Below are 13,864 nucleotides of genomic sequence, written 5' to 3' on the forward strand. Positions count from 1 at the left end.
TTTATTGTTGGTTGTGTCTGTGTTGTGTCTGTGCAGGTGACTTAATTATAAATAGCTCATACTGGGGTTCGGTTGGTCTAAAGAAGAAAAAGAAGACACTTACTATAGTGAGTGACTAGAAAAATAGAAGTGAATAAACAGAACAGAGAAAAAAGAAGAGAAAAAAGACAGACAGAAGATAGATCAGAGAAATGAGTAAATAAAATAATACATACATAGTAGATCAAAGTAGATCAAATGAAGGAATAAGAGCTTTTAAAAGAAATCCACCTGAATTGTGCATACATATAGCAGGATGATGGCTATACTTTTATTTTTGAAAGCGTTATTTTATTAAGCGATGGGAATTAGCTGGCGTTTAAAGTAGTACAGCAGATTAATGAATCCAGTTTAAACACAAGCTTTCCAAGATGCTTTCTAAGATAGAGGGACATGGTGTAGCGGAGGATGAGGTGGCTCTATCTCTATAGCATGAAGTGGATTAAGAAGTAGAGGTACTGGTACGTTGCAGTACGCATGGAGCAATAGGCATAATTATTGAGTACATCATAGTACGCATGGAGCAATAGGTATAACTATAGGGTACGTCATAGTACACATGGAATAATAAGTAGAGCCATCTATGCATCGTAGCATGAAATATAGCTTGAATAAGGAGTGTTGAAATGAATAGCGATTTGCTACATTCTATACAGCCTGCGTCGCTTTGGCGAATAGAGGATATCCATACACGTCTGCTGATTACGATGCAGCATCCAGCCTATACGGACTGGTGGCAGGATATCGAGCAGTATGCTCGGCGTGCGCTGGTTGAAGGATTACCTGCGCTGCGATTTGAGCTATTTCGACAGTTTGCGGATGAAGGGCAACGTATTCCGTATGAGCAGGTGTATTTTGATCGTCGGGGAAAAGTAGGAAGTCTTGCGATTATGCTACTGCGGCTCCAAGCGGAGTGTCAGCAGCACGAGCATGCAGATACGGATAGCACCAGGCAGGTCGTGGAGCAGGGGCTACAAACACGGCATATACAGCAACAACAGAAAAAACAACAGCAACGACAAGAACAGCAGAATCATCTATTAAAATTAGATATAAATGAGGTACGAGTCGCGCTAGAGGAGGCACTCTGGAATCTATGCGCTGAATACACATGGTGCTTGCCAGCACATCTGCCAGCGCTGGCAAATACACCAGCATGGCAGGAGATTGACCTGTTTACAGCCGAAACATCGGGGATGCTTGCAGAGCTTTGCATATTACTAGATGGCAGCATTGATCCGAGAATAATCCAGCGGATGCAGCTGGAAATTCGGCGACGTGTGCTGGATGTGCTGGTGGATAGCGAGCGGCATTTTGGCTGGGAGAAGGCAGAGCATAACTGGGCGGCAGTATGTGCGAGTGGTTGTGGTATAGCCGCGCTACTGGTCGAGCAGCATGGTGGACGCAGGCAGCGGATATTGAAGCGTGTGCTTCAGGCATTGGATTATTTTCTAAAGGGCTATGGCGAGGATGGAGGCTGCGGAGAAGGGATTGGTTACTGGGTATACGGGTTTGGTTATTTTACATATTTGATCGATATGCTGGAGGCGGCAGGCAATCCGGTTCAGCTGAGTGAGGCGCAGCAACGTAAAATACAGGCAATTGCTACGTTTCCGCAGGCGGCACATCTGTCTGGCGGTGTGTTTGTTAACTTTTCGGACAGTGAGGAGCGGCAAACATTGCCAGCTGGACTACTCAGTCGTCTGGCAGAACGGCAGGGCATAAGCATCTCGTTACCGTTTAAAATGCCGTTATTTAGCCAGGATAACTGTCATCGCTGGGCGCATATGATGCGTGATCTGTTATGGTCGAAGCCCGAGCGCTGGGGTGTGAATGATACCGATTCAGCTGAGCATGTTGAAAGCCGTGTGAATAGTAGCCATTATTGGCGTGATCTGGAATGGCTGGTTGTGCCGGGCAAGGTAGGCTTTGCTGCTAAAGGTGGGCATAATGACGAGCCGCATAATCATAATGATCTGGGTAGCTTCATTATTCATGGCGGTGGACAGAATCTGCTCTGCGATCCTGGCGCCGGGATGTACACACAGGCTTATTTTGCACCAGGTCGAGAAGCGATTTTGCATATTTCCTCCGCCGGGCATTCGTTGCCTCGTATTAATGGGATGGAGCAGCAATCAGGACGTGAACAGGCAGCGGTCGTGCTGGAGCTAGAGCAGAAGGCACAGGAAACGGTATTCATGCTGGAGCTAGCTGCTGCTTATCCACCAGCGTCGGGGCTAAACAGCTTTACCCGTCGTTTTCACTGGCAGCCGTTGCCTACAGCAGAAGCGGCAACTAGGATGGCTAAGCTGGAAGTACAGGATCGATTTATTTTCAAGCAAGACGAGGCAATAAGTGGGGATAACATTGAGATTAACGAGCGCTTTATGAGTCGGATAAAGCCACAAATTGATGATGATGGTATCATCTGGCAAGTAGAACAGGCGCTGGTGCGGCTGGATATCGTCAAAGGGCAGTATGATATCTGTACCGAGGAACTCGCCAGCTATGATCATGAGGGTCAGCCGATCACATTGTATCGAACGAATGTGGTGTTGATACAGAGTAGGCAAGCGTTAGCCGCCAGGCAGGAGCTGGGTGCTATGCACCACATTGCTGATGAGAATCAGGATCGGGGTATGCACTGTCTGTTCACGTTTACAGTGATTGCGTACGAGTCGTTGAACGACTAGAAGATAGATGATCGAAAATATCGAAAGGGAGCAATTTACATGGAGCAGCAGACAAGGATGAATCTTGGATATCAGCAGCCTTATCGCTGGCAAGATCACTTTCAAGCGTATGAGGATAAGCTGGAACAGTGTGAGCCGCTGGAATCGTTATGGAATCTGGCACGCCGATTACGATTGTTAACACGATTGGTGGAGCATTATCGAGCCTACCAGCAGCCCTACGGTGCGATTCATGATCCCTATTCTGAGCAGGAGCGTTATTATTCGACCCCTTCCTATGCCCTGGCCGCGGCTGTACTCGTATCCCAAGGACGCACCGACCTGCTCGAATCAGCAGCCTCAGCGCTAACCTGTAGCATTCAGGCGCTAGTGGAGCAGCGCGCACCGGATGGGCACCCAGACTTTTTCCCGATTATGATCATGGGTGCGTATCGCATTCTCAAGCCACTCTTACCCCAGCAGGCACTTCACTGGCAGCAGCAATTGCAACAGATTGAGCCAGAGGCTACCTATGTATTTACGATGAGTAAAATGAACAATCCAAACCGTATGATCAACTGGAATGCGATTATGTTATCCGGTGAATATATGCGTTATGCCGAAGGATTAAGTGGTAAGGATACGCGCTGGATGGATACGTATCTACAGCGATACCATGTGCCGCGCTTTACCTCACTGGGCTTGTATCAGGATGGGCCGCTGAATATGCCGAATTGTCCCTTTGCTTATGATATTGTGACCCGTTATCATTTGACCCTGATGCAGCTGGCAGGCTATGCAGGAGAGACGGCAGATGTAGTGCAGGAGCTACTATGGCGTGGTGCTCGCAGCTCGCTACTCATGCTGTCTCCACTTGGCGAATGGCCCACTCGTGGACGCAGTTCTCAGCATCAATGGAATGAAGCGACTGCGGCGCTAATTTTCACCGTGCAGGCTATTCGTGAAGCGAAGCAGGGGCAGAGCAAGCTATCAGGAGCCTTTCGTCAGGCAGCCGATCTGACATGGGAGGCAATAGAGCGCTGGCAGACGGAAGCAGGTGATCTGCACATTGTACGCAATTATTACACACCTGAGCAGCGACATGGATATGAGATCTATACGAATCATACATGTTACAATCTGTGGACAGCTGCCGCGCTCGCCTATGCCATTGATTATGGTGAGGAGCTGGAAAGTATAACTCCTTATCCAACGCCAGCCTTATGTACGAGCTATACACTGGAAACGGATGGCTGGTTTCAAACGATATTGAGCGGTGTTGCTGGACAGCAGCTTGTCTGGCATACGGCGCTCAATGATCCGTATAATATTCCCGGTCTGTCTCGCATCCATCGCGCTGGCATATCCGGCTTGATCGGGCCTTCATCAGCAGGGTATCGGGATCAGGGCTTTACCCGTTTTGCTGAGGGAGAGGTGTTTCCGTTGATTCATGCACCTGCATGGCAAACGGAGGACGGAGCATGGCATCAGCTGGCGGATGGGATTCGTACCACCGTGCCATTTGATTGCGATGCGGGTGTCGATCCATCTGATGGTGGCGGCGGTTATCGCATCGTGGAAGCCAGGCATGAGGAGCAGATGGCACGGCTCGTCCTGGAATGGAGTGGGCCTTTGCCGGGTGGTGTAAGGCAGATTCAAGCGATCTATGAGCAGCGACCGGGCATCGTTCAGGTGAGTTATCGAATGATGGATGCAGATCATTCTTCTATTCGTAGACTGGGAGCCTGGATTCCGTTATTTATGTATGATGGCAAGGAAGCAGCGGTATTGGAAGTGTCGAAAACATTAGAGTCGACCCTTGAAGTAGATACCGCTATAGAGAGTCTTCATTTACGCTATAGCAATGGGCGGTTGTCGCTACGCTGTCTGACCCCTGGAAGTACAATGAGTTTTCCACCCGAAGCGAGTCATGTAGCGAGTCGCAACGGACTATTAAAAGGCGTTCGACTGGAGTCCACACAGGATAGCTCCTGTATAGCCTATGAGTTGCGGCTGGAAAAGCATGATCCGTCACTGTAATGTACGATTCAAAAGGATAACTAGAAGCAAGAATCTAGAAGCAAAAATGATATATAAAGAAAGAAATGTATTCATGATGCTTAACGAATCAATACTACAATTCGTGTCTATTAGTCAGGTATACGGCTAACTGAATGTCTTTTATTTTAAAGTGAATGAAATACGATGTGGCGATAGCCCTTCATCCTTGCTGTAGGCTGTACATAGCAAGGGGAAGGGCTTATTTCTCATTCTATATGTATATGTTGCCGTATACTGAATGTTTATACGATTTGAAGCTCGAAATTTAGTTGACATTGTCCACAATAGACACTATATTTAATTTTAATCAAAAGTGGACTTTGTCCACTAAATAATAGAGATCATACTCTATCGCCGCTGCTATACATAGGATATCAAGATACAGCATGAGTCTGATGAAAAGCACAGCATGAATCTGGGAGTGAATACGAAGATGGATAAGGCGATGATCGCTGATATTCGGCATTTTAATCGCAGATATACGAATATGATTGGGGTGCTCAATGGGCATGTGCTGGATAGCGGATACTCGTTTACCGAAGCGCGTGTGATCATCGAGATCGGCATGAATGAGCCATGTATCGCCAATATGCTGGTCGATTCGCTGAATATTGATCGTAGCTATATGAGCCGAATCATTCGTCGTCTGGTGAAGCTGGGACTGCTGTACAAGCAATCCTCGGCTGACGATCAGCGTGTGAGTCTCTTACGACTAACCGATGAGGGGAAGGCAGTATATAAGGAGCTGGATGATCGATCCAATGAGCTGATTATTCGTCTCTTCCGGGCTCTGCCATCTGATGAACTGGAAGAGATGCATGCTGCGATGCAAAAGATTCAACAAAAATTAGATCAATTGGAGCGAAGAGACGATGATACGATTTGAAAGTGATTATACAGAGGGTGCGCATGAGCGCATTATGAACAAAATGGTAGCCACCAATAGGGTACAGACTAGTGGCTATGGCGTTGATGAATATTGTGAACGCGCACGTCAGTATATCCGTACAGCCTGTGGCAATGAAGCGGTTGATGTTCATTTTCTCGTGGGCGGTACACAGACGAATATGACGGTCATCTCTAGTATTTTACGTCCACATCAGGGAGTTATCGCAGCCGTTACCGGTCATATTGCTGTACATGAGACCGGAGCAATCGAAGCGACAGGGCATAAGATTCTCACACTTCCAAGTGATGATGGTAAAATTACTGCCGCTCAAGTACAGCAGCTGTATGAGCAGCACTGGAACGATGCGACCCATGAGCATATTACGCAGCCAGGCATGGTCTACATTTCCCAGCCGACTGAAAATGGTACGATCTACAGCCACGCGGAGCTGGAAGCCTTATATGAAATCTGTCAGCAGCATGATTTACCCCTGTATATCGATGGCGCACGTCTTGGTTATGCGCTCGCTTCACCTGAAAATGATCTGACGCTGGAGCGTATCGCCGAGCTATGCGATGTATTTTACATCGGTGGAACCAAGGTCGGAGCGCTGATGGGTGAAGCGGTCGTATTTGTGAATGATCGCTTGAAAAAGGATTTCCGTTATCTGATCAAGCAGCGTGGTGGAATGCTGGCAAAGGGACGCATTCTCGGCATTCAGTTTGAAACGCTATTTGAGGATGGCTTGTACATGGAGGTATCGCAGCATGCTGTTCAGCAGGCACTACGTATTCGTGATGCCTTTGCGGCGCAGGGCTTTACATTCCGCTATGACTCTTCAACGAATCAGCAATTCCCGATCGTCTCACATGAGGTGCTGGACAAGCTACGCACCAAGTATTCCTTTTCTCTATGGGAAAAGGTTGATGAGCAGCACAGTGCGATTCGCTTTTGCACTAGCTGGGCAACGCAGGTGCAGCAGGTCGATGAGCTGGTAAACGATATTGCTCAATTAGAGCCTGTATCCTCGCTTACAGGACGATAAATCGCAACCACGGACAGACAGGACATAATCTAGCTAGCTATTTACAATAACCATATGTATAAGGGGGACTGAGTATGAACATTAGACCGATCGAACCAAAGGATAACGCAGCGATTGAACGTATTATTAAAGAGTCACTGGAGTCATTCGGGCTAAACCTGCCGGGGACTGCTTACTTTGATCCGCAGCTTCGCCAGCTGGCTGAATATTATAATAGTGATCCGCGTATGGCTTACTGGGTCGCTGTTACAGATGATGATACAGTAGTTGGTGGGGCAGGGATTGGCACCTTTGGCAAAGAAACTGAAGTATGTGAGCTACAGAAGCTGTATATTATACCAGAAGCACAGGGCAAAGGGCTGTCTCGTCTGCTGGTACAAAAGGCGCTTGATTTTGCCGCTCAGCATTATCGGTACTGCTATCTGGAAACCTTTGATCGGTTGGAAGTGGCGAATGCGCTATATCTCAAGTTCGGCTTCCGTCAGCTGGAGCGACCACTGGATGGTACCGAGCATAATGCATGTGATGCCTGGTATATAAAGGATCTGACCCCAGCGAATGAAGCGTCTGCGGTGAACGAATAATAGCTGAAAACAGTTCGGTTGCACAGGGAATAGCGTGTAGCCGACCTGTTTTATGTGCAGGATTGACTTTGAAGCTGTTGGGAGCTAGATATAGATCCATATTCACAAGCTGATAGCCAGTAGCAATATATACTGGATACATTAAAGGTTATTTTTAGGGTTTCCATACCTGATTGTAGTTTCCATCATCGTAATATCGTAAATTCCATAGTTTCCATAACGAAAATTCCTTTGACGCTTCTTTTTGTAAACGTTATCATTTCGGTAGAAGAATGTTGTTGATCATAGTTAGAAATTGCATGATTTTCTCACGTTATACATATCGGAAGCAGGCACACGCCTGTCATCAGCAAAGGAGAGAGTATATGAGCAGCATGTCATCTAACGAATGGGTACATGAAGCATGGAAGTGGGCAACGGATAAGACGATAACACAGGCGAGCATTACTAGAGATCATTTTCCACATGTAGCGGAGCATGGAGTGTATGATCGCTGTGATCCGCAGTGGTGGACAGCAGGCTTTTGGCCGGGACTTCTCTGGCTCGTGCATAAGTATAACACAGCGTCTACGGCTGAAACGGACACGAAGCAGCTGGCATCTCAGCAGCTAGCTCAATGGGCGCAAAGCTGCGAACGACAGCTAGAGCCATGTCTGCATGATACAGAACAGGTTGATCATGACCTCGGCTTTATCTGGCTGCTCAGCGGTGTAGCGCATTATAAGCAGACTGGAAATGCCGAAGCGAGACGGCGTAGTCTATTAGCAGCCAATCTGCTTGCTGCACGGTTCAATGTCAAAGGCCATTATATTCGCGCATGGAATTTTGAGTCTGCACATATGGATACACGCGGGGTGGCGATCATCGATAGCATGATGAATTTGCCCTTGCTCTACTGGGCTTCACTGGAAACGGGCGATCCTCGTTACCATGAACTGGCTACGCTTCACGCGAATACGGTCGCTCGTGAATTCGTGCGAGCCGATCATTCGATCTGTCATGTGGTTGAGTTCGATCCCCTTACAGGTCATAAGCGCTGCGAGCATGGAGGGCAAGGCTATGCTCCCGGCTCTGCATGGGCACGTGGTACGGCGTGGGCATTGCATGGATTCGCTCTATCCTATGCCTACACTAGAGATGCCAGATATTTAGAAATCAGTCGTCAGACCGCTAGCTTCTTCCTCCAGCAAATGGGGGATGATATCGTGCCTTACTGGGACTTTCGCGCGCCAGAAGCGAATCGCGATGCCTATGATTCGTCCGCAACCGCCATCGCTGCCAGCGGTATGCTGGAGCTTGCCAAATACGTCGACGAGTCTGAGAGCCAATCTCTACAACAAGCAGCTTCTCGCCTGATATCAGGGCTATACGCTCGCTACTCTACACGTCATAGCAACGAAGAAGGAATGATCACCCACGGCACCGTACATTATCCTGAAAATCGTCAGCTGAATGTGCCGATTATTTATGGAGATTATTTCTTCGTTGAAGCACTCGCTAAGCTACGTGGTGAGCAGGGATTATTTACACCAGGGCTGTAAGGTAATGGAATGAATGTCTAGGAGCAACATTGCATAATGATAAGGATTTCTGCATGATTGTACGCCATCATTTATTGTTTGCAATAGGGCTATCTCTGCTTTATGAAGCTACATCTTATAGGATGCACGCCATACAGGGGAGGAATAAACGAACTGTGCAGGTTCTTATTCCTTCCTTCAATTATTGCCATTCGCTATACACTATATGTATTGCAAGCTATACCTCAGCAACATAGTAGAAGCTATACACCAGCGACATAGTAACGGAATCTATTAGATCGATCTCTCTATTTCCCCGTTCAGCATAACATTTAGCTCTGTTTATCCCACTAAAAATCTAATTCTATCGATCTGATCTCAAGCGCAACTACTCATCCAGTCTCATATCAACCGCCGTTGCTACTTGACGACATTCCATCCGTGTGAAAGGATAGACCTCAGAGGGATCATGTAACACCTGTACGGACAAGATACATGTAATCGACAACAAGCCGTGCTGACGATGCCCGGTTTTTTTGCCATGATTTTGCCATAATTAGGAATGGATACGTGAAAAGGAGGATCAGCATGAGCGATACGATACAGCCAGCTCTAGTTCACATTGAGCAGCTGCTGCAAAAGCAACAGCTTCGTACAGAGGATCATGATGCGCTCCAGCAGCTGCTGGATACTGTACAGCAGCTACAGGCAGATAATAAAAGACTACGCACCGCATTGGTCAAAGCCAACAGCAAAAAGCCGAAAATGTCCAGTCGACTAAAAGACGCTCTATACGAGTGATCAAGGTCCAGCAGGTCGAGCGAAGCTGGCTTGTACAGCGATAAGCCAAGCCCGACTTTACATAGCGTAGCCCTGCGTCAATCGATTGTGCTGTTATTTTGCTCCTTGAACTAAGATGCAATTCAGTATTAAGATGATGTGGTGCCTGTATGATAGGATGGATGCCAATAGGTGCACCTGATGATGGATGCCTTGGCGCTAACGCTGATCCTCGATTGACAATGACAGAATTGGAACGCACAAGGAACATCAAGCCTAACGATCATGTAGTAGATTAATCTATTCAAACTAGCGAAAAGAGAGTGACTCATTAATGACGATACAGTGTGATATTGCCGTTCTTGGTGGCGGTACTGGAGGATATGTGGCAGCAATTCGTGCAGCCCAGTTAGGAAAGGAAGTTGTCATTATCGAGCAGGATAAGCTTGGCGGAACCTGCTTACATCGTGGCTGTATTCCAAGCAAAAGTCTGCTGCGCAGTGCTGAAGTATTCGCGATGATGCAGGATAGCGAGCAATATGGAATCGCAGCAGATGGTGTACGTTTACAATTTGAACAGGTGCAGTCGCGTAAGCAAGGAATCGTAGATCAGCTACATCGCGGCGTGCAATATTTGATGAAAAAGAATAAAATCACGATCGTACGCGGTCAGGGTCGCGTGATCGGGCCATCGATCTTTTCCCCACAGAGCGGCGCGGTGGCAGTAGAGCTGGAAGATGGCGAGATGGAAACGGTAGTATCTAAAAATCTCATTATCGCTACCGGCTCACGCCCACGCGATCTGCCAGGTCTGGAAGCAGACGGCAAGCTGATCCTGAATAGTGATCACGCATTACAGCTGGAGCAATTGCCAGCCTCGATTCTGATCGTTGGTGGCGGTGTGATCGGGATGGAATGGGCCTCGATGCTGAATGATTTTGGTGTAGAGGTGACGGTTGTCGAAGCAGCACCGCATATTTTGCCGCAGGAGGATGAGGAAGTAGCGCGCGAGCTGCACCGTCTGCTGGAAAAGCGTGGTGTGACGATCTATACAAGTGCTTCACTTCAGCTTGATTCGTATGCACCGCAGGATGATCGGCTTAGCATCTCGTTCGTTCATAATGAACAGACGATTGAGCTATCCGTTGCTAAAATGCTCGTTTCGGTCGGACGTCGCGCGAATGTGGAGACGATTGGACTGGCGAATACCGATATTGCGATTGAAAACGGCTTTATTAAAGTTAATGACGTGATGCAAACAAGCGAATCGCATATTTATGCGATTGGCGATGTGATCGGCGGCTTGCAGCTTGCTCATGCTGCCAGTCATGAAGGTATCACAGCGGTCAATCATATTTGCGGTGAGCCTGTACATTACGAGCCATCTCAGGTGTCTCGTTGCGTGTACACCCGTCCAGAGGTAGCTAGCGTAGGCATTAGCGCGGCACAGGCGAAGGAGCAGGGACGTGAGATTAAGATCGGCAAGTTCCCATTCAAAGCGATCGGTAAGGCGCTGGTGCATGGCGACAGTGAAGGCTTCGTCAAAGTCATTGCGGATGCGAATTCCGATGATCTACTGGGCGTGCAAATTATCGGCCCACAGGCAACCGATCTGATCAGCGAAGCCGCACTGGCGCAATTCCTTGATGCTACGCCGTGGGAGATCGGGCAAACGGTTCATGCCCATCCTACACTGGCAGAGATTCTTGGCGAAGCGATGCTGGCTGTCGACGGCAAAGCGATCGGAATGTAATATAGCAGTGACCAGAGCGTGCAAACGAGAATTCGGCACAGCAATTGCTCGTTTTACAGTACTCTGTAGAACTATATGCCCTATATAAAAAAGTGAACAAAATGGAAAAGATGGACTGTCCTGCGAGAACAGGGACAAATCCATCTTTTCTTTTCGCTGTAAGTATGTTTATAATAGGATTGTACTCAAGTCTTAGTACCAGGTTTTAAGACAAGCGCTAATAACGCTTTGACGGGCTGTGCTGAGGATGCGTGCATCGCGATATCACACAGCAGGAGAGAGGTATATTTGCGAAATAGGGCATGAGAAGTGTACCCTTACAAGTAGAAGCCTGATGAACTAATAAGACAGCGATCCTTGAGTTAACGCATGTTGACGGCTTTGTACCGACTCGGCGGATGATACACTCAGGACGCGTAAGTGAGCACGAAGTGGACTTGATCGCTTCGTTATTTATGAAGGAGGTACCTGCAATGAAGGCAAAAGGTACTATTGACCAGCAAACCCGGCATGAGCAGCTTGGGCTGACCGATGACCAGGCAATTGAATTGTATCGATATATGATGATGGCGCGTAAGTTCGACGAGCGTTGCTTGCTGCTACAGCGTGCCGGTAAAATTAACTTTCACGTATCCGGTGTAGGACAGGAGGCGGCTCAGGTAGGCGCTGCGTTCGCACTGGATCGTCAAGAAGATTATTTCCTGCCTTATTACCGCGATTATGGCTTTGTATTATCCGTTGGGATGACGGCACGTGAGCTGATGCTGTCTGCCTTTGCGAAGGCTGAGGACCCGAACAGCGGCGGTCGTCAGATGCCAGGACACTTTGGTAGTAAACGTCTGCGCATTGTAACAGGCTCCAGCCCGGTAACGACACAGGTTCCGCACGCTGTAGGCGTGGCGCTGGCAGCGAAGATGAAGCGTCAGAAGCTCGTCTCGTTCGTTACCTTTGGTGAAGGCTCCAGTAACCAGGGCGATTTCCATGAAGGCTGTAATTTTGCCGGTGTACATAAACTGCCGGTCATCATTATGTGTGAAAATAACCAGTATGCGATCTCCGTGCCTGTTCACAAGCAGCTGAGCGGTAAGATCAGTGACCGTGCGCTGGGCTATGGCTTCCCAGGGCTGCGTGTAGACGGTAACGATGTGCTGGAAGTATACGCGGCAGTGAAGGAAGCGCGCGAGCGTGCGATCAATGGCGAAGGCCCAACACTGATCGAGGCGATGGTATATCGTCTTGCTCCGCACTCCACCTCCGATAACGATCTGGCCTATCGCACGAAGGAAGAAGTCGATGCAAATTGGGAAAAAGACGGTTTGCCACGCTATAAGCAGTATCTGCTTGATTGCGGCATCTGGAGCGAACAGCAGGATGAAGAGCTGCAAAAGGAATGCACGCAGATCATGAAGGAAGCGACCGAGTACGCTGACAACGCTCCTTATCCGCGTGCAGAGGACACACTGCTGCATGTATTCGCAGGTGACGGGGAGGATGCACAGTAATGGCAATGATGGAATATATTGATGCGATTCGTCTGGCGATGAAGGAAGAGATGGCGCTGGACGAGAACGTATTTGTACTGGGTGAGGATGTTGGTGTGAAGGGTGGCGTGTTCACAACGACAAAAGGCTTGCAGGAGCTGTACGGCGAAGATCGTGTAATGGATACACCATTGTCCGAATCAGCGATTGCCGGTGTAGCAATCGGTGCAGCGATGTATGGCATGAAGCCGATTGCGGAAATGCAATATTCGGACTTTATGCTGCCAGCGACGAACCAGATTATTAGTGAAGCGGCAAAAATTCGCTATCGCTCTAACAATGATTGGAGCTGTCCACTCGTCGTGCGCGCACCAATCGGTGGCGGTATTTTCGGTGGATTGTATCACTCGCAATGTATGGAGTCAGTATTTTTCGGTACAGCGGGCTTGAAGATTGTCGCACCGTATTCTGCATATGATGCCAAAGGCTTGCTCAAAGCCGCGGTACGCGATCCAGATCCAGTCCTCTTTTTTGAAAATAAAAAATGCTATAAACTGATCAAGGGCGATGTGCCTGAGGATGATTATGTTGTACCGATCGGTAAAGCCAATGTGCTACGCGAGGGCGACGATATTACAGTGATCAGCTATAGCTTGCCACTGCATTTCATCATGCAGGCAGCTGAGGAGCTGGAGCAGGAAGGTATTACGAGCCATGTGCTCGATCTGCGCACCATTCAGCCGATCGATCGTGAAGGCATCGTTGAAGCAGCACGACGTACAGGTAAAGTGCTGATCGTACATGAGGATAATCTTACTGGTGGTGTAGGCGGCGAAGTGGCTGCGATCATCGCAGAGGAATGTTTATTCGATCTGGATGCACCGATTCGCCGTCTGGCAGGACCGGATGCACCAGCGATGCCGATCAACCCACCACAGGAAAAAGCTTATATGCTGAATAAAGATAAAGTCAAAACGGCAATGCGCGAGCTGGCACTGTTCTAAACTGGAGCAATGTCTACATGCCTGACTTCGGTCATG

General features: G+C 48.3%; 10 protein-coding genes. All 10 read left to right on the forward strand.

The features are described from left to right. Nucleotides 1–665 precede the first annotated feature (665 nt). Nucleotides 666–2,732 carry a heparinase II/III family protein gene (locus IEX62_RS09515; RefSeq protein ID WP_188775226.1) on the forward strand — a complete coding sequence of 689 codons (2,067 nt, stop codon included), beginning with the start codon at nucleotides 666–668 and terminating at the stop codon, nucleotides 2,730–2,732. 39 nt (nucleotides 2,733–2,771) lie between these two features. Continuing rightward, nucleotides 2,772–4,751 (forward strand): glycosyl hydrolase, encoded by a 1,980-nt coding sequence (locus tag IEX62_RS09520; RefSeq protein ID WP_188775227.1) that lies wholly within the window; start codon nucleotides 2,772–2,774, stop codon nucleotides 4,749–4,751. A gap of 454 nt (nucleotides 4,752–5,205) precedes the next feature. Then, a complete protein-coding gene (locus tag IEX62_RS09525) occupies nucleotides 5,206–5,658 on the forward strand; it encodes a MarR family winged helix-turn-helix transcriptional regulator (protein WP_229685706.1) in 453 nt (150 codons plus the stop codon). Then, on the forward strand, nucleotides 5,645–6,706 hold the full coding sequence (locus IEX62_RS09530; RefSeq protein ID WP_188775228.1) for a threonine aldolase family protein: 1,062 nt from the start codon (nucleotides 5,645–5,647) through the stop codon (nucleotides 6,704–6,706). Before IEX62_RS09525 ends, IEX62_RS09530 begins: the two co-directional genes overlap by 14 nt. 74 nt (nucleotides 6,707–6,780) lie before the next feature. Further along, on the forward strand, nucleotides 6,781–7,290 hold the full coding sequence (locus IEX62_RS09535) for a GNAT family N-acetyltransferase (protein WP_188775229.1): 510 nt from the start codon (nucleotides 6,781–6,783) through the stop codon (nucleotides 7,288–7,290). A 365-nt stretch (nucleotides 7,291–7,655) separates the two neighbouring features. Beyond that, a complete protein-coding gene (locus IEX62_RS09540) occupies nucleotides 7,656–8,831 on the forward strand; it encodes a glycoside hydrolase family 88 protein (RefSeq protein WP_373289113.1) in 1,176 nt (391 codons plus the stop codon). 567 nt (nucleotides 8,832–9,398) lie between these two features. Continuing rightward, nucleotides 9,399–9,611: a hypothetical protein gene (locus IEX62_RS09545; RefSeq protein ID WP_188775230.1), complete on the forward strand. Its 213-nt coding sequence runs from the start codon at nucleotides 9,399–9,401 to the stop codon at nucleotides 9,609–9,611. Nucleotides 9,612–9,924: 313 nt separating this feature from the next. Next, nucleotides 9,925–11,343, forward strand: coding sequence for a dihydrolipoyl dehydrogenase (lpdA, locus tag IEX62_RS09550; protein WP_188775231.1), 1,419 nt, complete (start codon nucleotides 9,925–9,927; stop codon nucleotides 11,341–11,343). 473 nt (nucleotides 11,344–11,816) lie between these two features. After that, nucleotides 11,817–12,845: a thiamine pyrophosphate-dependent dehydrogenase E1 component subunit alpha gene (locus IEX62_RS09555; protein WP_188775232.1), complete on the forward strand. Its 1,029-nt coding sequence runs from the start codon at nucleotides 11,817–11,819 to the stop codon at nucleotides 12,843–12,845. Beyond that, nucleotides 12,845–13,828: an alpha-ketoacid dehydrogenase subunit beta gene (locus IEX62_RS09560; protein WP_188775233.1), complete on the forward strand. Its 984-nt coding sequence runs from the start codon at nucleotides 12,845–12,847 to the stop codon at nucleotides 13,826–13,828. Before IEX62_RS09555 ends, IEX62_RS09560 begins: the two co-directional genes overlap by 1 nt. Nucleotides 13,829–13,864 lie beyond the last annotated feature (36 nt).

Source organism: Paenibacillus hunanensis, from assembly GCF_014645615.1.
Classification (GTDB): domain Bacteria; phylum Bacillota; class Bacilli; order Paenibacillales; family Paenibacillaceae; genus Saccharibacillus; species Saccharibacillus hunanensis.

Coding starts and splice junctions, on each gene's coding strand:
- IEX62_RS09540 (WP_373289113.1), top strand. CDS start 7,656: ATGAGCAGCATGTCATCTAACGAATGGGTACATGAAGCATGGAAGTGG.
- IEX62_RS09515 (WP_188775226.1), top strand. CDS start 666: ATGAATAGCGATTTGCTACATTCTATACAGCCTGCGTCGCTTTGGCGA.
- IEX62_RS09530 (WP_188775228.1), top strand. CDS start 5,645: ATGATACGATTTGAAAGTGATTATACAGAGGGTGCGCATGAGCGCATT.
- IEX62_RS09555 (WP_188775232.1), top strand. CDS start 11,817: ATGAAGGCAAAAGGTACTATTGACCAGCAAACCCGGCATGAGCAGCTT.
- IEX62_RS09545 (WP_188775230.1), top strand. CDS start 9,399: ATGAGCGATACGATACAGCCAGCTCTAGTTCACATTGAGCAGCTGCTG.
- IEX62_RS09535 (WP_188775229.1), top strand. CDS start 6,781: ATGAACATTAGACCGATCGAACCAAAGGATAACGCAGCGATTGAACGT.
- IEX62_RS09525 (WP_229685706.1), top strand. CDS start 5,206: ATGGATAAGGCGATGATCGCTGATATTCGGCATTTTAATCGCAGATAT.
- IEX62_RS09560 (WP_188775233.1), top strand. CDS start 12,845: ATGGCAATGATGGAATATATTGATGCGATTCGTCTGGCGATGAAGGAA.
- IEX62_RS09520 (WP_188775227.1), top strand. CDS start 2,772: ATGGAGCAGCAGACAAGGATGAATCTTGGATATCAGCAGCCTTATCGC.
- lpdA (WP_188775231.1), top strand. CDS start 9,925: ATGACGATACAGTGTGATATTGCCGTTCTTGGTGGCGGTACTGGAGGA.